Source organism: Pseudomonas sp. GW460-12-10-14-TSB1, assembly GCF_017349775.1.
Lineage (GTDB): Bacteria > Pseudomonadota > Gammaproteobacteria > Pseudomonadales > Pseudomonadaceae > Aquipseudomonas > Aquipseudomonas piscium.
On the sequence record NZ_JACNAC010000007.1, the window covers coordinates 40,365 to 58,861 of the forward strand.

Annotated in this window: 20 protein-coding genes; 10 read left to right on the forward strand and 10 right to left on the reverse strand. The window is 63.7% G+C overall.

Going from position 1 to position 18,497, the window contains the following annotated elements; translation table 11 throughout:
* Positions 1-134: 134 nt before the first annotated feature.
* On the reverse strand, positions 135-2,942 hold the full coding sequence (polA, locus tag J4D52_RS06775; protein WP_063433610.1) for a DNA polymerase I: 2,808 nt from the start codon (positions 2,940-2,942) through the stop codon (positions 135-137).
* Positions 2,943-3,016: 74 nt separating this feature from the next.
* Between polA and J4D52_RS06780 the strand changes: the two genes are divergently transcribed.
* Both J4D52_RS06780 and J4D52_RS06785 read left to right on the forward strand, forming a co-directional pair.
* Positions 3,017-3,304, forward strand: a complete 288-nt coding sequence (locus J4D52_RS06780; RefSeq protein WP_025806817.1) for a DUF2782 domain-containing protein — start codon at positions 3,017-3,019, stop codon at positions 3,302-3,304.
* Positions 3,305-3,366: 62 nt separating this feature from the next.
* On the forward strand, positions 3,367-4,317 hold the full coding sequence (locus J4D52_RS06785) for a homoserine kinase (RefSeq protein WP_063433608.1): 951 nt from the start codon (positions 3,367-3,369) through the stop codon (positions 4,315-4,317).
* Between the two features lie 73 nt (positions 4,318-4,390).
* Here J4D52_RS06785 and J4D52_RS06790 read toward each other — a convergent pair whose 3' ends face one another.
* Complete coding sequence (locus J4D52_RS06790) at positions 4,391-5,320, reverse strand: zinc ABC transporter substrate-binding protein ZnuA (protein WP_063433606.1); 930 nt, start codon at positions 5,318-5,320, stop codon at positions 4,391-4,393.
* A gap of 57 nt (positions 5,321-5,377) precedes the next feature.
* Between J4D52_RS06790 and zur the strand changes: the two genes are divergently transcribed.
* The 7 genes from zur (at position 5,378) to J4D52_RS06825 (ending at position 11,002) form a co-directional block, all read left to right on the forward strand.
* Complete coding sequence (zur, locus tag J4D52_RS06795; RefSeq protein ID WP_007924301.1) at positions 5,378-5,860, forward strand: zinc uptake transcriptional repressor Zur; 483 nt, start codon at positions 5,378-5,380, stop codon at positions 5,858-5,860.
* Positions 5,860-6,645, forward strand: coding sequence for a zinc ABC transporter ATP-binding protein ZnuC (gene znuC, locus J4D52_RS06800; protein WP_007924302.1), 786 nt, complete (start codon positions 5,860-5,862; stop codon positions 6,643-6,645). The genes zur and znuC overlap by 1 nt, the downstream gene beginning before the upstream one ends.
* The gene (znuB, locus tag J4D52_RS06805) at positions 6,638-7,426 is read left to right on the forward strand and encodes a zinc ABC transporter permease subunit ZnuB (RefSeq protein WP_009046274.1); all 789 of its coding nucleotides are present in this window, start codon (positions 6,638-6,640) and stop codon (positions 7,424-7,426) included. Before znuC ends, znuB begins: the two co-directional genes overlap by 8 nt.
* A 37-nt stretch (positions 7,427-7,463) precedes the next feature.
* Positions 7,464-8,177 (forward strand): PA5502 family lipoprotein, encoded by a 714-nt coding sequence (locus J4D52_RS06810; RefSeq protein ID WP_025806821.1) that lies wholly within the window; start codon positions 7,464-7,466, stop codon positions 8,175-8,177.
* Positions 8,178-8,491: 314 nt separating this feature from the next.
* Positions 8,492-9,499: a methionine ABC transporter ATP-binding protein gene (locus J4D52_RS06815; RefSeq protein ID WP_063433604.1), complete on the forward strand. Its 1,008-nt coding sequence runs from the start codon at positions 8,492-8,494 to the stop codon at positions 9,497-9,499.
* Positions 9,499-10,173, forward strand: a complete 675-nt coding sequence (locus J4D52_RS06820; protein WP_007924307.1) for a methionine ABC transporter permease — start codon at positions 9,499-9,501, stop codon at positions 10,171-10,173. The genes J4D52_RS06815 and J4D52_RS06820 overlap by 1 nt, the downstream gene beginning before the upstream one ends.
* A gap of 55 nt (positions 10,174-10,228) precedes the next feature.
* Complete coding sequence (locus J4D52_RS06825) at positions 10,229-11,002, forward strand: MetQ/NlpA family ABC transporter substrate-binding protein (protein ID WP_102676287.1); 774 nt, start codon at positions 10,229-10,231, stop codon at positions 11,000-11,002.
* 166 nt (positions 11,003-11,168) lie between these two features.
* On the opposite strand, the gene J4D52_RS06830 is transcribed toward J4D52_RS06825, so the two are convergent.
* Genes J4D52_RS06830 through J4D52_RS06850 form a run of 5 tightly spaced genes read right to left on the reverse strand, consistent with a single transcriptional unit; the run spans position 11,169 to position 15,077 of the window.
* Entirely contained in the window at positions 11,169-11,804 is a 636-nt protein-coding gene (locus J4D52_RS06830; protein ID WP_009041520.1) for an SCO family protein, read from the reverse strand.
* Positions 11,801-12,700 carry a heme o synthase gene (gene cyoE / locus J4D52_RS06835; protein ID WP_097306327.1) on the reverse strand — a complete coding sequence of 300 codons (900 nt, stop codon included), beginning with the start codon at positions 12,698-12,700 and terminating at the stop codon, positions 11,801-11,803. Before cyoE ends, J4D52_RS06830 begins: the two co-directional genes overlap by 4 nt.
* Positions 12,688-13,767, reverse strand: coding sequence for a heme A synthase (locus J4D52_RS06840; RefSeq protein ID WP_102676288.1), 1,080 nt, complete (start codon positions 13,765-13,767; stop codon positions 12,688-12,690). The genes cyoE and J4D52_RS06840 overlap by 13 nt, the downstream gene beginning before the upstream one ends.
* Positions 13,768-13,777: 10 nt before the next feature.
* On the reverse strand, positions 13,778-14,371 hold the full coding sequence (locus J4D52_RS06845; RefSeq protein ID WP_063433600.1) for a hypothetical protein: 594 nt from the start codon (positions 14,369-14,371) through the stop codon (positions 13,778-13,780).
* The gene (locus J4D52_RS06850) at positions 14,337-15,077 is read right to left on the reverse strand and encodes an SURF1 family protein (RefSeq protein ID WP_025806827.1); all 741 of its coding nucleotides are present in this window, start codon (positions 15,075-15,077) and stop codon (positions 14,337-14,339) included. Before J4D52_RS06850 ends, J4D52_RS06845 begins: the two co-directional genes overlap by 35 nt.
* Positions 15,078-15,146: 69 nt before the next feature.
* On the opposite strand from J4D52_RS06850, the gene J4D52_RS06855 reads away from it, so the two are divergent.
* Entirely contained in the window at positions 15,147-15,350 is a 204-nt protein-coding gene (locus tag J4D52_RS06855) for a twin transmembrane helix small protein (RefSeq protein ID WP_007924318.1), read from the forward strand.
* An 8-nt stretch (positions 15,351-15,358) separates the two neighbouring features.
* Here J4D52_RS06855 and J4D52_RS06860 read toward each other — a convergent pair whose 3' ends face one another.
* From J4D52_RS06860 to ctaD, 3 genes are read right to left on the reverse strand one after another with little or no spacing between them, the layout of a single operon-like run.
* On the reverse strand, positions 15,359-16,246 hold the full coding sequence (locus J4D52_RS06860) for a cytochrome c oxidase subunit 3 (protein ID WP_102676289.1): 888 nt from the start codon (positions 16,244-16,246) through the stop codon (positions 15,359-15,361).
* A gap of 34 nt (positions 16,247-16,280) precedes the next feature.
* Positions 16,281-16,835, reverse strand: a complete 555-nt coding sequence (locus J4D52_RS06865; RefSeq protein WP_063433596.1) for a cytochrome c oxidase assembly protein — start codon at positions 16,833-16,835, stop codon at positions 16,281-16,283.
* A 49-nt stretch (positions 16,836-16,884) separates the two neighbouring features.
* Positions 16,885-18,486, reverse strand: a complete 1,602-nt coding sequence (ctaD, locus tag J4D52_RS06870) for a cytochrome c oxidase subunit I (RefSeq protein WP_038583292.1) — start codon at positions 18,484-18,486, stop codon at positions 16,885-16,887.
* Positions 18,487-18,497: the final 11 nt, after the last annotated feature.

Below are 18,497 nucleotides of genomic sequence, written 5' to 3' on the forward strand. Positions count from 1 at the left end.
TGGGCTTTCGCCGATTAAGTTCCGGGAGCTTTCAAAAACTATTGGTAATAGTGGATGAAATTTTCCGCACTAATAGCTCTTCGCCAGCCTTTGCCGCGGCACTATGCCGCGGCGAAAGTAACTGCCATCTCGCCTCAGTGAGCCTCGTCCCAGTTGCTGCCCACCCCGACTTCGACCAGCAGCGGCACATCCAGGGTCGCGGCCTTGCTCATGTAGCCGCGAATCTCCTCGCTCACCTGAGCGACCAGGTCTTCGCGCACTTCCAGCACCAGTTCGTCGTGCACCTGCAGGATGACTTTGGCATCCAGGCCTGAGGCCGTCAGCCAGTTGTCCACCGCCACCATGGCTTTCTTGATGATATCGGCCGCCGTGCCCTGCATCGGCGCGTTGATCGCCGTACGTTCGGCGCCGGCGCGTTCCTGCGGCTTGTTGGAGTTGATCTCCGGCAGGTACAGGCGACGCCCGAACAGGGTTTCCACATAACCCTGGTCCGCGGCCTGGGCACGGGTGCGGTCCATGTATTCACGCACCCCGGGGTAGCGGGCGAAGTAGGTGTCGATATAGGCCTTGGCGGTCTTGGTATCGACGCCGATGTCCTTGCCGAGCTTCTGCGCGCCCATGCCGTAGATCAGGCCGAAGTTGATCGCCTTGGCGCTGCGGCGCTGGTCGGAACTGACGTCCTTGAGCTCGACCTTGAACACTTCGGCCGCGGTGGCCGTGTGCACATCGAGGTTATTGCGGAAGGCATTCATCAAGCCTTCGTCGCGGGACAGGTGCGCCATGATCCGCAGCTCGATCTGCGAATAGTCCGCCGCCAGCAGCTTGTAGCCAGGCGGAGCGATAAAGGCCTGGCGGATGCGCCGGCCTTCGGCGGTACGCACCGGGATGTTCTGCAGGTTCGGATCGCTGGAAGACAAGCGCCCGGTGGATGCTACCGCCTGATGATAGGAGGTGTGGATCCGCCCGGTCCGCGGGTTGATCTGCTCCGGCAGGCGGTCGGTGTAAGTGCTCTTGAGCTTGCTCATGGAGCGGTACTGCATCAGCACCTTGGGCAGCGGGTAGTCGTCCTCGGCCAGTTTGGCCAACACCTCTTCAGCGGTCGACGGCTGGCCTTTGGCGGTCTTCTTCAGCACCGGCAGGCCGAGCTTGTCGTAGAGGATCACCCCCAGTTGCTTGGGCGAGCCGAGGTTGAATTCTTCGCCGGCAATCTCGAAGGCTTCCCGTTCCAGCGCCACCATCTTGTCGCCCAGTTCGATGCTCTGCACACCCAGCAGCTCGGCATCCACCAGCGCCCCTTGGCGCTCGATGCGCGCCAGTACCGGCACCACAGGCATTTCGATATCGCTGAGTACGCTGGCCAGGCTCGGGATCGCGGCCAGCTTTTCATGCAGGGCCTGATGCAGACGCAAGGTCACATCGGCGTCCTCGGCGGCATAAGGCCCGGCCTGCTCGAGGGCGATCTGGTCGAACGTCAGCTGCTTGGCGCCCTTGCCGGCGATGTCCTGGAAGCTCACGGTGGTGTAGCCCAGGTATTTCTCCGCCAGGCTGTCCATGTCGTGCCGGGTGGCTGTGGAGTTGAGTACGTAGGATTCGAGCATGGTGTCGAAGGCAACCCCGCGCACCGTGATGCCGCTGGCTTGATCGCCACCGATGGCGCAGTTGGCCAGGATGTTCATGTCGAACTTGGCGTGCTGGCCGACCTTGAGTTTGTTCGGGTCTTCGAGAATCGGCTTCAAGGCCCGCAGGACAGTGTCGCGGTCCAGCTGCTCCGGCGCGCCGATGTAAGAGTGGGTCAGCGGGATATAAGCCGCTTCGTTGGCCTGCACGGCGAAGGACAGCCCCACGAGCTGCGCCTGCTGGGCGTCGATGCCGGTGGTTTCGGTGTCGAAAGCGAACAGCTTGGCGTTCTTCAGTTTCTCCAGCCAGACATCGAAACGCGTCTGATCGAGGATGGTTTCGTACTGCGCTTCAACGGCCACCGGTGCTTCGATCTCGGCCTCGGCCTGGGTCAACAGGTCGGCCACCGGCTCGGGCGCTGCAGCAGCACTCAGTTCCAGGCGCTTGGCATCGCGCTGCAGCTCGTCGAGCCAGCTCTTGAACTCCAGCAGGCTGTACAGCTCGACCAGCTTGTCACGGTCTGGCTCGCCCAGGTGCAGGTCATCCAGGCCGACATCCAGCGGCACATCGACCTTGATGGTCGCCAGCTGATAGGAGAGGAAAGCCATTTCCTTGTGCTCTTCGAGCTTGGCCGGCAGGGTCTTGGCCCCACGAATCGGCAGGCTCGGGACGATATCGAGCTGTGCGTACAGCTCGTTCAGGCCACCGTTGACCCCCACCAACAAGCCGGAAGCGGTCTTCGGGCCAATGCCCGGCACACCCGGGATGTTGTCGGAGGAGTCGCCCATCAGCGCCAGGTAATCGATGATCTGCTCGGGAGCGACGCCGAATTTCTCCTTCACGCCCTCCACGTCCATGCTGCTACCGGACATGGTGTTGACCAGAGTAATGTGCCCGTCCACCAGCTGCGCCATGTCCTTGTCGCCGGTGGAGATCACCACCGGCCGGTCGGCCGCCGCGCTGCTGCGGGCCAGGGTGCCGATCACGTCGTCCGCCTCGACGCCCTCGACGCACAGCAGCGGAAAGCCCAGGGCGATCACGCTGGCGTGCAGCGGCTCGATCTGCACCCGCATGTCGTCGGGCATGCTCGGGCGATTGGCCTTGTACTCGGCGTACATGTCATCGCGGAAAGTCCCGCCCTTGGCGTCGAACACCACGGCGAACGGGCTGTCCGGGTACTGCTTGCGCAGACTCTTGAGCATGTTCAGCACGCCCTTGACCGCACCGGTCGGCATGCCTTTGGAAGTGGTCAAAGGTGGCAGCGCGTGGAAGGCGCGGTACAGGTAGGACGAACCGTCCACCAGGACGAGGGGGGCTTGGCTCATGAGCAGGATCAACCTTTTCGGCGGGTCCGGCGCTAGAATAGCGGGACCGTTGACGACAAAGGGACAAGGTTATCATGCGCACACTAAATCGCTTGCTGCTGGCCAGCCTGATTGCAATCGCGCCGATGGCCGTGATTGCCGCGGAGGATGCGCCATCGGCGGATCCGGAAGTAACCATTCGCACGGAAGGCGACAAGACCATCCAGGAATACCGCCAGAACGGTTTCCTGTACGCCATCAAGGTCACACCGAAGGGCGGCAAACCCTACTTTCTGGTGCGCGCCGACGGTTCCGATGGCAACTTCATTCGTTCGGACCAGCCGGATATGCTGATTCCGGCGTGGAAAATTTTCGAGTGGTAAGCCGCTCCTAACTTCAACCGGCGCTGGCTCGACAGCAGCGCCCGTACTGGCAGTTTTTAACCATGTCTGTGTTTACTCCCCTGGCTCGGCCCGAGCTGGAAACCTTTCTCGCCCCTTACGGGCTCGGCCGCCTGCTTGACTTCCAGGGGATTGCCGCTGGTAGCGAAAACACCAACTTCTTCATCAGCCTGGAACAGGGCGAGTTCGTCCTGACCCTGGTCGAGCGCGGCCCGGTCCAGGAAATGCCGTTCTTCATCGAACTGCTGGACGTGCTGCACGACGCCAACCTGCCGGTGCCTTACGCCCTGCGCACCACCGACGGCGTGGCCCTGCGCGAACTGGCCGGCAAGCCGGCGCTGCTGCAGCCGCGCCTGGCCGGCAAGCACATCAAGCAAGCCAATGCCCAGCATTGCGCGCAGGTCGGCGAGTTGCTGGGCCATCTGCACTTGGCGACCAAGGACAACATGATCAAGCGCAAGACCGATCGTGGCCTGGACTGGATGCAGGAAGAAGGCGCGCAGATGCTCTCCCATCTCGACCCGCAGGCGCGGGACCTGCTGCAGCGGGCGCTGGATGAAATCGCCGAGCAGAAGACCAGGATCCTCGCGCTGCCGCGGGCCAATATCCACGCCGACCTGTTCCGCGACAACGCAATGTTCGAAGGCACGCACCTGACCGGGCTGATCGACTTCTACAACGCCTGCTCCGGGCCGATGCTGTACGACGTGGCGATTGCCCTGAACGACTGGTGCTCCGACGCCGACGGCCTGCTCGACGGTCCGCGGGCCCGGGCCCTGCTGGGCGCCTACGCGACCCTGCGCCCGTTCACCGCCACCGAAGCCGAGCTGTGGCCAACCATGCTGCGGGTGGCCTGCGTGCGCTTCTGGCTGTCACGCCTGATCGCCGCCGAGTCCTTCGCCGGGCAAGACGTGCTGATTCACGACCCGATGGAGTTCCAGCTGCGCCTGGCCCAGCGCCAGCAGGTCAGCGCGCCATTACCGTTCGCCATCTGAACGCATCGCGGGCAAGCCCGCCCCTACGATCCCTTGTAGGAGCGAGGCTTGCCCGCGATAGCGTCAGCAGCCGTTACAACGATTCCAGGCAGCCCGCCAGATCGTTGCCCAGTTTCTCCAGCACCTGCTCGTAACCCTGCGCGGTAGCCGGGGTGTAACCGCCCAATGCATCGAGTTCCGCCAGCTTCACCGGCAAGCCCGCCACCAGGGTTTCGGCCAGGCGCGGGCGCAATGGTGGCTCGCTGAACACACAGGTCTTGCCGACTTCCTGCAAGCGCGTGCGCATCGCCGCTACGTGCTGCGCGCCCGGCTGCACTTCGGCCGCGACGCTGAACACGCCTGCGTGCTTGAGGCCATAAGCATCTTCGAAGTAATCGAAGGCTTCGTGGAAGACGAAATAAGGCTTGCCGGCGATTGGGGCCAGGCGGGCTTTCAAACGGGCATCCAGGGCATCCAGGCGTGCGTCGAAAGCCTTGGCGTTGCTCTGGTAACGTGCGGCGTTGGCCGGGTCCGCGGCACTCAGGTCGGCCGCCATGCGGTCGGCGATAACCCGCGCGTTGACCGGCGACAGCCACAGGTGCGCATCGAGGCTGCCCGGACGGTGATCGTGGTCATGCTCGTCGGCTTCTTCGGCGTGCGAGTGGTTATCTTCGGCGAAATGACGGAGTTTCAGGCCAGGCAAGTCCTGCACCGCCAGCGATGGCAGCGTGCGGCCCTTGAGTACCCGCGGCAGGAAGCTCTCCATGTCCGGACCGATCCAGTACAGCAACTCCACCGACTGCACCTTGCGCACGTCGGAAGGACGCAGCGCATAGTTGTGCGGCGAGGCGCCCGGCGGCAGCAGAACCTCGGGCACAGCGATGCCATCCTGGACGGCGGCGGCGATCAATTGCAGGGGTTTGATGCTGGTCAGGACCCGGACTTCGGCCTGGGCCGAGCTGATCACGAACAAACTGGCGGTAAAAGCGACAAAAAGGGCAAAAAGTCGGGACACGATGACCACTCGAAGAGGCGAGAACGGGTAACATAATAACGTCTCTCACAATTATCGTCGCCGCTCATGCCTAAAACCCCTCTCGCCAGTCGCCCCCACGACCACTCTCACTGCGTGCACAGCGCATTGTCCGAGGCCGATGCCCTGTGTGCGCGCCAAGGCCTGCGCCTGACCGCCCTGCGTCGGCGGGTGCTGGAGCTGGTCTGGCAAAGCCACAAGCCGCTGGGTGCCTACGACATCCTCGCCGTGCTCAGCGAACAGGACGGTCGCCGCGCCGCGCCGCCAACCGTGTACCGCGCACTGGATTTCCTCCTGGAAAACGGCCTGGTGCACCGCATCGCCTCGCTCAACGCCTTCGTCGGCTGCAACCACCCGGAACACGCGCACCAGGGTCAGTTCCTGATCTGCCGCGTGTGCCACGCAGCCATCGAGCTTGAACAGAAATCCATCAGCGACGCGATCATCAGCAGCGCCCGTGATGTCGGTTTCGTCGTCGAAGGCCAGACCGTCGAAGTGGTCGGCCTCTGCTCGGGTTGCCAGGGGGCTTGATGAGCAATGCCTTGATCCGCCTCGATCAGGTCGCGGTGACCTTTGCCGGGCAGACCGTGCTGGACAATATCCAGCTCAGTGTCGAGCCAGGGCAGATCGTCACCCTGATCGGCCCCAACGGCGCCGGCAAGACCACCCTGGTGCGCGCCGTGCTCGGCCTGCTCAAGCCCGACAGCGGCAGCGTCTGGCGCAAGCCGAAGCTGCGGGTCGGCTATATGCCGCAGAAGCTGCACGTCGATCCGACATTGCCGCTGTCGGTGCTGCGCTTCCTGCGCCTGGTGCCCGGCGTGGACCGCGCGACAGCCCTGGCCGCGCTGAACGAAGTCGGCGCCGAACAGGTGATCGACAGCCCGGTGCAGAGCATTTCCGGCGGCGAGATGCAGCGTGTGCTGCTGGCCCGCGCCCTGCTGCGCGAGCCGGAACTGCTGGTACTCGACGAACCGGTACAAGGCGTCGACGTCGCCGGCCAGGCCGAGCTGTACAGCCTGATCACCCGTTTGCGCGACCGCCACGGCTGCGGCGTGCTGATGGTTTCCCACGACCTGCACCTGGTGATGAGCACCACCGACCAGGTGGTCTGCCTCAATCGCCACGTGTGCTGCTCCGGTCACCCGGAACAGGTCAGCGGCGACCCGGCCTTCGTCGAGCTGTTCGGCCAGAACGCGCCGAGCCTGGCGATCTACCACCACCATCACGACCACGCCCACGACCTGCACGGCTCGGTAGTCACCGGGGCCGCGGCCGGCCACGTTCATGTTCACGGAGATAGCTGCAAGCATGGCTGATTTTCTGTTCTACGCCCTGCTCGCAGGTCTGGCGCTGGCGCTGGTGGCAGGTCCCCTGGGATCGTTCGTGGTCTGGCGGCGCATGGCCTATTTCGGCGACACCCTGTCCCATGCCGCCTTGCTTGGCGTGGCCCTGGGCTTTCTGCTGGATGTCAGCCCGGCGGTGGCGGTGACCGTCGGCTGCCTGCTGCTGGCGGTGCTGCTGGTCACCCTGCAACAGCGCCAGCCACTGGCTTCCGACACGCTGCTGGGGATTCTCGCCCCCAGTACGCTCTCCCTCGGGCTGGTGGTACTAAGCTTCATGCATGACGTGCGGATCGACCTGATGGCCTATCTGTTCGGCGATCTGCTGGCGATCAGCCCCGGCGACCTGGCGTGGATTCTCGGCGGCAGCGCCGCGGTCCTGCTGCTGTTGGTGGCCCTGTGGCGACCGTTGCTGGCGATCACCGTGCACGAGGAGCTGGCCAGGGTCGAAGGCTTGCCGGTGGCGTCGTTGCGCCTGGCGCTGATGCTGTTGATCGCGGTGGTGATCGCAGTGGCGATGAAAATCGTCGGGGTGCTGCTGATCACTTCGCTGCTGATCATCCCCGCGGCTGCGGCTCAACGTCACGCCCGCTCCCCGGAGCAGATGGCGCTGGGCGCAAGCCTGCTGGGCATACTCGCGGTCTGTGGCGGGTTGGCGTTGTCCTGGTTCAAGGACACCCCCGCGGGGCCGTCGATTGTGGTTACGGCGGCCGCATTGTTTCTGCTGAGTTTTGTCCTGCCCCGTCGAGGGGTGTAGACTTGCTCGCTTTTTGCGCAATTAGAGAGTCGCAGGAATGAAGCCGTTCGCCTCCCGTTATCTGCTCCTTGTCGCATTTTCCCTGCTGCTGGGCGCCTGCCAGAGCACGCCGCCGGCTGAAGTGCCCGACGCCCGCGCCACGGCCATCGCACAGCTGCAACAAAACATCGCCAGCAGCGAGCTGGCCACCGCCGAAGACCAGCTGAGTGCCTTGCAGGCCCAGTCGCCCAACGACCCGCAGCTCGAGCAATACCAGCGCCAGCTGGCCGAAGCCTACCTGCAGCGCAGCCAGATCGTGCTGCAAAAGGGTGATGTCAACGCCGCCGCCACGGCCCTGAGCCGCGCCCGCGCGCTGATGCCCAAGGCTCCGGCCCTGACCGGTGGCGTCGATGGCGCCATCACCCAGGCCCGTAAAGCCGAGCTGGAAAAAGCCGAAGCCGCGCTCAAGGCCGCTGAAGCCCGGCCGCCAGCCAAGCTGATCGACCCGGCCGCCGAGAGCACCACCATTGCGCTGAACCTCAGCGATATCAAGCAATTGCGTCGACAACTCGATGGGATCGCCGCCGATGTAGTGAATTACCAGTGCGACGTGAGCATCCAGGCGCCACGCACCGAGGATTACCCCTGGCTGAAGACCCTGCTGAGCAAGCGGGTGAAGAAGCTCGATGCCGACTACGACCTGAACATCGAACGGCAGATCCTGCGCCACGTCCCGGCACAGATGGTGTTGAGCCCGCGCAAGCCCCAATAACGCCAGTCGCAAGCAAGCCCGCTTCTGTAGGAGCGAGCGGGCGGCGATCCGACTTGCCCGCGATGAAGGATAACGCGGTACTACAGATAACCGTGGCGCCCCCATCGCACGCAAGCTGTGCTCCTACACAAACATCTCGCCACAATCGCCTTGGGCTCCCGCCCCCAGAGCCGGTGCCATGACCTTTGATCGCGTTATTGCCAAATCGAAGGATGAATACAAAATAAATGCTAAGAACCTCTATACGGACAGGCTAAAATGCGCGCCCGGCTAACCGCTGATCCTTTTCTAACGCGCCCCACAAGGTTCGCTACGTGATCGAGTTTCAAAACGTCCATAAAACCTACCGGGTCGCCGGTAAGGATATTCCCGCCCTGCATCCGACCACTCTGAAGGTCGAGAATGGCCAGGTATTTGGCCTGATCGGCCATTCCGGCGCGGGCAAAAGTACCCTGCTGCGCCTGATCAACCGCCTGGAAAACCCCAGCGGCGGCAAGATCGTCGTCGACGACGAAGAAGTCACCGCCCTGGACGCCAACGGCCTGCGCCGCTTCCGCCAGCAGGTCGGGATGATCTTCCAGCACTTCAACCTGCTGGCTTCCAAGACCGTGGCCGACAACGTCGCGCTGCCGCTGACCCTGGCCGGCGAGCTGTCGCGCAGCGCGATCGACCAGCGCGTCGCCGAGCTGCTAGCCCGCGTCGGTCTGTCCGATCACGCCAAGAAGTACCCAGCCCAGCTGTCCGGCGGGCAGAAGCAGCGCGTCGGCATCGCCCGCGCCCTGGCGACCAAACCGAAGATCCTGCTGTGCGACGAAGCCACCAGCGCCCTGGACCCGCAGACCACCGCGTCGGTCCTGCAACTGCTGGCCGAGATCAACCGCGAACTGAAGCTGACCATCGTGCTGATCACCCATGAGATGGACGTGATCCGTCGTGTCTGCGACCAGGTGGCGGTGATGGATGCCGGAGTGATCGTCGAGCAGGGTTCGGTGGCTGAGGTGTTCCTGCATCCCAAGCACCCGACCACCAAGCGTTTCGTCCAGGAAGACGAACAGATCGACGAAAGCGAACAGCGCGACGACTTTGCCCACGTGCCGGGCCGCATCGTGCGCCTGACCTTCCAGGGCGATGCTACCTACGCGCCGCTGCTGGGCACCGTGGCCCGCGAAACCGGGGTGGACTACAGCATCCTCGCCGGCCGCATCGACCGCATCAAAGACGTCCCTTACGGGCAACTGACCCTGGCCATCACCGGCGGTGACATGGAGGCGGCCTTCGCCCACTTCACCGCGGCGGATGTCCACATGGAGGTGCTGCGCTAATGGAACTGCTGACAAGTTTCTTCGCCAATATCGACTGGTACGAAATCTGGCTGGCCACCGGCGACACCCTGCTGATGCTCGGTGGCTCGCTGCTGTTCACCGTGCTGCTGGGCCTGCCCCTGGGCGTGCTGCTGTTCCTCTGCAGCCCACGCCAGTTGCTGGAGCAGAAGAGCCTCTACGCCCTGCTGTCGCTGCTGGTGAACATCCTGCGCTCGCTGCCGTTCATCATCCTGCTGATCGTGATGATTCCGTTCACCGTGCTGATCACCGGCACCTCGCTGGGTGTCGCCGGCGCGATTCCGCCCCTGGTGGTTGGCGCCACGCCGTTCTTCGCTCGCCTGGTGGAAACCGCCCTGCGCGAAGTGGACCGCGGCATCATCGAAGCCACCCAATCGATGGGCGCGACCACCCGGCAGATCATCACCAACGCTTTGCTGCCAGAAGCCCGTCCGGGTATTTTCGCGGCAATTACCGTGACAGCGATTACCCTTGTTTCCTACACCGCCATGGCGGGCGTGGTAGGCGCGGGCGGTCTCGGCGACCTGGCGATCCGCTTCGGTTACCAGCGCTTCCAGACCGATGTGATGGTGGTCACCGTGGTGCTGTTGCTGGTGCTGGTTCAAGTTCTGCAAACCGTCGGCGACAAGCTGGTGGTGCACTTTTCCCGAAAATAAGTCGGCCCTGGCCGGCAGGCGTCCGGCACCGGGCGCCTCACAAGGAGCTAGCTGGATGAAAAAACTACTCGTCGCTTTCGCCGCCGTTGCCGCGTTCTCCGCGCACGCCGCTGACACCCTGACCGTGGCCGCCACTCCGGTGCCTCACGCCGAGATCCTCGAATTCGTGAAGCCGGCGCTGGCCAAGGAAGGCGTGGACCTGAAGATCAAGGTCTTCACCGACTACATCCAGCCGAACGTGCAGGTCGCCGAAAAGCGCCTGGACGCCAACTTCTTCCAGCACCAGCCGTACCTGGATGAGTTCAACAAGGCCAAGGGCACCCACCTGGTGAGCGTCGCCGGCGTGCACCTGGAGCCGCTGGGCGCCTACTCCAACAAGTTCAAGAAGCTCGAAGAACTGCCAGGCGGCGCCAACGTGGTGATCCCCAACGACGCCACCAACGGCGGCCGTGCCTTGCTGCTGCTGGCCAAGGCCGGCCTGATCAAGCTCAAGGGCTCCAACAACATCCTGTCCACGGTCAAAGACATCACCGAGAACAGCAAGGACCTGAAATTCCGTGAGCTGGAAGCCGCGACCATCCCGCGCGTGCTGACCCAGGTCGACCTGGCGCTGATCAACACCAACTACGCCCTGGAAGCCAAGCTGGACCCGTCCAAGGACGCCCTGGTGATCGAAGGCAAGGACTCGCCTTACGTGAACATCCTGGTGGCCCGTCCTGACGACAAGGATTCGGACGCCATGAAGAAGCTGGTTGCCGCCCTGCACAGCCCGGAAGTGAAGCAATTCATTCTCAAGAAGTACAAAGGTGCCGTTCTGCCGGCGTTCTGATACCGGTCCGAGACACTACAAGGGCGCCTATTGGCGCCCTTGTTCGTTTTACGAGATACCGCGGTGCTCCCATCGCACGCAAGCTGTGCTCCTACAGAAGCCTGGTAGGAGCGAGCGGGCGGCGATCCGACTTGCCCGCGATGAACGATAACGCGGTCCCCTTGAATTACTTGCGCTGCAACATCACCGGCAGCTGGGCCACCAGTTTCTGGTTGTTCAGCGGCGCGCGGATGAAGCCACGCTGGGTGCCGTCCGGGCCGATCACCGCCAGGTTGCCGCTGTGGTCGACGGTGTAGTTGGGCTTGCTGGTGTCCGCCGGAATGAAGGGGATGCTCACCGCATTGGCGAGCTTCTGCACGTCCGCCACCGAGGTCGCGGTCAGGCCCTTGAAGTCCTTGTCGAAGTAGCCCAGGTACTGTTTCAGCTGCTGCGGCGTATCGCGGTTCGGGTCGACGCTGACCAGCACCACCTGCAGGTTGTCCACCGCCTCCTTGGGCAGCTCGCTCTTGATCTGGCGCAGCTGGGCGAGGGTGGTCGGGCAGATGTCCGGGCAGAAGGTGTAGCCGAAGAACAGCAGGCTCCACTTGCCCTTGAGCTCATTGAGCACCACCGGCTGGCCTTCCTGGTCGGTCATCTTCACATCCGGCAGGTTGCGGCTCTGGGGCAGCAGGATGATCCCGGCGTCGATCAACGCGGTCGGGTCCCCCTGGTTCTTGCCGGTCAGCACTTTGTTGACGGTGAGCCCCAGCACCAGGGCCACCAGCGCCACGAGAATAAAGACGGTTTTCTGAGTTCGAGTCATAGGTTCAACAATAGGTAGTGGTCTACGAGCAGCGCGATAAACAACAGGAACAAGTAATAAATAGAGTACTTGAAGGTGTTGATCGCCGCGTGCGGCCGACTGCCACGGTACAGCACCCAGGCCCATTGCAGAAAGCGCGCGCCCAGGCCCAGGGCACAAATCAGGTAGAGCATGCCGCTCATGTGGATCGCATAGGGCAGCAGGCTGACCGCCAGCAGGGCGAAGGTGTAGAGCAGGATATGCACCTTGGTGTAGTGCTCGCCGTGGGTCACCGGCAGCATCGGGATGTCGGCCTTGGCGTACTCCTCCTTGCGGTGAATGGCCAGGGCCCAGAAGTGCGGCGGGGTCCAGGCGAAGATGATCAGCACCAGCAACAGCGGTTCGGCCGTCACATGGCCGGTGGCCGCGACCCAGCCCAACAGCGGTGGCGCGGCCCCGGCCAAACCGCCGATCACGATGTTCTGCGGGGTCGCCCGCTTGAGGAAGCCGGTGTAGATCACCGCATAACCGAGCAGCGACGCCAGGGTCAGCCAGGCGGTCAGCGGATTGGTGAACGTCAGCAGCAAGGCTTGCCCGGCGATGGCCAGCAGCAGGGCGAAACCCAGCGCCGCCGGCGGCGATACCCGGCCTTCGGCCAGCGGCCGTTTGTGGGTGCGCGCCATGACCGCATCGATTCGCCGGTCCACCACATGGTTCACCGCTGCCGCCGCGCCGGCGCACAGGGCGATGCCCAGGTTGCCGAACACCAGCACCGTCCACGGCACCCCGGCGCGGGTGGCGAGGAACATGCCCACCAGCGAGGTAATGAGCATCAGCACCACCACCTTGGGCTTGGTCAGCTCCAGGTAGTCACGCCAGATCGCCTGGCGGTGACGCTCGCCGATCAGAGTCGCCATGGCATCTCTCCTTTTATGGTTATGGGCCCGGCGGCATGTTTACGCGGGCTCAGGCGCCAGCCCAGCGGCAGGTGCGAGCGGGCGCGGACCAGGCTGGTGCGGGCGTGATAGTTGACCAGCACCAGGGTCAGCAGCAGCGCAGCGCCGCCCGCGTTATGCGCCACGGCCACTGGCAGTGGCAGGTGGAACAGCACGTTGCTGATGCCGAGGCCGATCTGCGCCGCCAGCGCCACCAGCACCAGCCCGGCGAGGCGGGTCATGCCCACGTGCTTGAGTTGCCAGGCCAGACCGAGCAACACCAGGGTCACCAGCAACGCGCCGATGCGATGGGTCAGGTGGATGGCGGTGCGGGCGTCACTGTCGAGCTGCCCACCCAGGTAGTTGGGCCCGATGTGTTGGGTCAGGTGAAAGCCGTTGGCGAAATCCGCCGCCGGCCACCACTGGCCGTGGCAGGTCGGCAGGTCGATGCAGGCCATCGCCGCATAGTTGGAGCTGACCCAACCGCCCAGGGCGATCTGCCCGATCACCAGCACCAGCCCGGCCGTGGCCCAGTATTGCAGGCGGCGCGGCACGATCAGCGCCGGCAGCACCCCGGACAGGCGCAGCGTCAGCAAAAACAGCAGGCTCAGGGTAGCGAAGCCGCCCAGCAGGTGCGCGGTGACCACCTGCGGCCACAGCTTGAGGGTCACCGTCCACATGCCGAACAAGGCCTGGGCGAACACCACCGACAGCAGGAACAGCGGCAGTTTCAGCGGTTGTCCGGGATGATACCGATGGGTCCAGGAACGTGCCGCCAGCAGCACGATCAACAGGCCCAGGGTGCCGGCGAAATAGCGGTGGATCATCTCGTTCCAGCCCTTGTGGGCTTCCACCGGGGTGTCGGGAAAATGCAGCTCGGCATGGGCCAGCTGGGCTTCGCTTTTCGGCACGCTGATGAAGCCGTAGCAACCCGGCCAGTCCGGGCAGCCGAGGCCGGCGTGGGTCAGCCGGGTGTAGGCGCCGAGCAGTACCACGATCAGCGCCAGCAAGGTGGCAAACAAGGCGAGGCGAAATCCAGGTTTGGCCATGACGATGCCCTTATCCGATGTTCGACAGTTTCAGCAGATGGCGCAGGTCGTTGAGCAGGTCCTTGCCCTTGACCCGGGCGTCGTAGCGCAGGACCAGGTTGCCGTGCGGGTCGACTATCCACAGCAGCGGCGCACCCTGGTCGTTGGCGCCCTTGGTGAAGGTCGGCAGGTCCAGTGGGTAGCGTTGCAGTTGCGGGTACTCGCGCTGCAGCTTGGCCTGGTAGTCGGCGTCCAGCGGCTGGGCGGCGGCCAGGGCGTGGCTGGCCCGGGAGGCATCGCGGCCCAGGGAGATCTGGATCTGCCGCGCCAGGTACACCAGTTGCTGGCAATCCTCGGCGCAGTCCTTGGGTGCCGTGACCAGGATCTGCCAGCGTTTCTCGTCGGCCTGGACCCCGATGTCGGCGCGGCTCTGGCCGTTACCGATCAGCTCGCCGTGGTAGCTGCGACTTTCCGGCACCCAGAACTGCAACTTGTACATGCCGGTGGCGAGGATCATCGGGCCGATCACCATGGCCACGATCAGCAGCAGCTGCCAGCGTCCGCGGCGCCGGTTGTGCGGCGCCTGGGCCTCAGTAATGTTGGGTGGATTCATGGCCGCTCCCATGGTGTTTCTCCCTTGCGTTATGCCATCCGAGATAGAGGTACAAAGCGCACAGGGCCAGCGCCATGGCGAACCACTGCACGGCGTAGCCCAGATGTTTTTCCGGCCCCATGGCCACCACCGGCCATTCGGTCATGTAGGCGCCCGGGCCAGCCTCCTGGCGCAGCTCATAGGCAAAACCGCTGCGCCCCAGCTCGCTCCAGAGCCTGGCCGGATCGACCCTCGTCACCAGCCGCGGCCACTGGGCATTCAGCGGATCGGCATGCAGTTGAAAGGTCGCGCCGGGGGCGACATAGACCCAGGCGTCGAGGCTCAGGGACTGTTCTGGGGTATTGAATGCGGGTGGCGTGCGCCGGTCCGGCCAGGGCAGCCAGCCACGGTTGAGCAACAGCCATTGGCCGCTGGCCTGGTCAAGAAAGGGTTGCAGCAGCTCGACCCCGACCTTGCCTTCGTGCATGCGGTTATCCAGCAGCAGGCTGTGGGCCGCATCGAAGCGGCCGTGTAACTGCACCCGGCGGAAAGCCGGATCGTTGGCAGCCTGCAGCTCATCCAGGGTCAAAGGCTCGGCCACCCGCCGCTCGGCGTAGCTGGCCAGCAGCTCGCGCTTCTGTTCGCCCCGGCCCAGTTGCCAGAACCCGAGCGTCACCAGCACCGGCAGCAACGCCAGCACCACCAGGGTCGGCAGCACGCCCGGGCGAAAGCCGTTCATGGCAGCGCCCGAAAGTGGCGAGATCGACTGGCTATACTCAAGCGCATCGCGTTTCCCCTGGAGCCCACCATGCTTAAAGCGGCAATCGTCCTGTTGCTGATAGCCACGCTCATCAGCCTGTTCAGCGGCCTGTTCTTTCTGGTCAAGGACGACAGCAGCTCCCATCGCCTGCTCAGGTCGCTGACCGTACGTGTGTGCCTGGCCGCGCTCACCGTCGGCTTGATCGCCTGGGGCTTCTTCAGCGGCCAGCTGGTGTCGCACGCGCCCTGGTAACGCCGCGCTCAAAGCACGTAAACGAAGACAAACAAGCCGATCCACACCACATCGACGAAGTGCCAATACCAACTGGCCGCCTCGAAACCGAACTGATGCTCGGCGTCGAAGTGCCCCTTCATGATGCGCATCAGCATCACGAACAGGATCAGCGTGCCGATGGTCACGTGGGCGCCGTGGAAGCCGGTGAGCATGAAGAAGGTGGCGCCGTAGATGCCCGAGCCCAGGGTCAGCCCCAGTTCGTGGTAGGCGTGCAGGTATTCCTCGGCCTGGAAGCCGAGAAAGGCACAGCCCAGCAGCACGGTGATCACCAGCCAGATTTTCAGCGCGCCGCGATGGCCGTTCTTCAGGGCGTGGTGGGCAATCGTCACGGTGACGCTGGAACTCACCAGCAGCACGGTGTTGAGCAACGGCAGGCCCCAGGGGCTGATGACTTCCTTGGGCGGCGGGAACAGCTTCGAGTCGGGGTTTTCGAGCAATGGCCAGACAAACTCGAAGTTCGGCCAGAGCATGTGCGCGATGCCCTTGCTGCCTTCGCCGCCCAGGGCCGGGCCGGCGATATGGCGCACATAGAACAGCGCGCCGAAGAAGGCGATGAAGAACATCACTTCGGAAAAGATGAACCAGCTCATGCCCCAGCGGAACGAGCGATCCAGCTGGGCGCTGTACAGGCCGGCGCGACTTTCCTTGATCACCGCGCCGAACCAGCCGAACAGCATGTAGGCCAGCAGCAGGCTACCGACGAAGAAAATCAGCGGGCCATGGGATTCCGGGCGCGCGGCCTTGAGGTCGTTGAACCAGGTGGCCAGGCCGAACACGGTAACGAACATGCCCACGGTGGCGATGATCGGCCACTTGCTCTGGGCGGGAACGTAATAATGCTCATGAGTTGCCATTTATTGTTCTCCTTATCGGGCACGCTTGAACGTCTTAGCCGCCGGTGTTGGTGCTCACGGCCACCGGTGGATGACGCGCGGTGATATCGAACAGCGTGTAAGCCAGCGTCAGGTGCTTCACATCCTTGGGCATGTCGCGGTCAACGATGAAACGTACCGGCATCTCGATCTGCTGACCGGGCTGCAGCACTTGCTGGGTGAAACAGAAGCATTCGGTCTTGTGGAAATACATCGCGGCGCTGCTCGGCGAAATACTCGGGATCGCCTGGGCGCTCATCGGGCGGCCGCTGGGATTGCGGGCGATGAAGATCATCTCGTTCACCGCGCCTGGATGAACCACGATGTCGTCGGCCTTGGGATAGAAATCCCAGACCATGTCGATCGCGTTGGTCGACAGGAACTGCACCCGCACCTGGCGCGAGACATCCACCTGCTGCTCGCCGGAATACTGCCCGCCGGTCTTGCCGTTGATGCCCAGCGCCTTGCACATCACGTCGTAGATCGGCACCAGGGCAAAACCGAAGACAAACATCGCCGCCACCACCAGCAACAGGCGGGTGACCAGCTTCTTCATCGAAACCTCGGCCATCAGCAACCTCCTGCTGTTTCAGAGGCGAGCGAGCATCGCGGCAGGCTGTTCATTTCACTTCCGGTGGCGTGGTGAAGGTGTGGTACGGCGCCGGCGACGGCACGCTCCACTCCAGCCCTTCGGCACCGTCCCAAGGCTTGGCCGGCGCGGGTTGGCCGCCACGGATGCACTTGATGACGATGAACAGGAAGAAGATCTGCGTTGCGCCGAAGGTGAACGCGCCGATGGACGACACCATGTTGAAATCGGCGAACTGCAGGTTGTAGTCCGGGATCCGCCGCGGCATTCCCGCCAGGCCGACGAAGTGCATCGGGAAGAACGCCATGTTCATGCCGATGAAGGACAGCCAGAAGTGCAGCTTGCCCAGGGTTTCGTCGTACATGTGCCCGGTCCACTTCGGCAGCCAGTAATAGGCCGAGGCGAAGATGCCGAAGATCGCTCCCGGCACCAGCACATAGTGGAAGTGCGCGACCACGAAATAGGTGTCCTGGTACTGGAAGTCCGCCGGGGCGATGGCCAGCATCAGCCCGGAGAAACCGCCAATGGTGAACAGGATCACGAAGGCCACGGCGAACAACATCGGCGTCTCGAAGGTCAGCGAGCCCTGCCACATGGTGCTGACCCAGTTGAAGACCTTGACCCCGGTCGGCACCGCGATAAGCATCGTGGCGTACATGAAGAACAGCTCGCCCACCAGCGGAATGCCGACCACGAACATGTGGTGCGCCCAGACGATGAACGACAGGAAGGCGATACTCGCCGTGGCGTAGACCATCGAGGTGTAGCCGAACAGCGGCTTGCGCGAGAAGGCCGGAATGATCGCGCTGACGGCGCCGAAGGCCGGCAGGATCATGATGTATACCTCGGGGTGGCCGAAGAACCAGAACACATGCTGGAACAGCACCGGATCACCGCCGCCGGCGGCACTGAAGAAGCTGGTGCCGAAGTGGATGTCCATCAGCATCATGGTCACGCAGCCGGCCAGCACCGGCATCACCGCGATCAGCAGGAACGCGGTGATGAGCCAGGTCCAGACGAACAGCGGCATCTTCATCAGGGTCATGCCGGGGGCGCGCAGGTTGAGGATGGTGGCGATCACGTTGATCGCGCCCATGATCGAGCTGATACCCATCAGGTGGATGGCGAAGATGAAGAAGGTCACGCTTTCCGGCGCGTAGGTGGTGGACAGCGGAGCATAGAAGGTCCAGCCGAAGTTGGGTCCGCCACCGGGCATGAACAGGGTCGAGACCAGCAGCAGGAATGCCGCTGGCAGCAACCAGAAACTGAAGTTGTTCATCCGTGGCAGGGCCATGTCCGGCGCGCCGACCATCAGCGGGATCATCCAGTTGGCCAGGCCGACAAAGGCCGGCATCACCGCGCCGAAGACCATCACCAGACCGTGCATGGTGGTCATCTGGTTGAAGAACTCCGGCTGCACGATCTGCAGGCCGGGCTGGAACAGCTCGGCGCGGATCACCATGGCGAACGAGCCGCCGAGCAGGAACATGGAGAAGGCGAACCACAGGTACAGGGTGCCGATGTCCTTGTGGTTGGTGGTCAGCACCCAGCGCATCAGGCCCTTGGCGGGGCCGTGGGTATGGTCGTGATCGCCAACGACTGCATGACCGTGCTCATCGCTCACAGCGTTCATGGCCTGTCTCC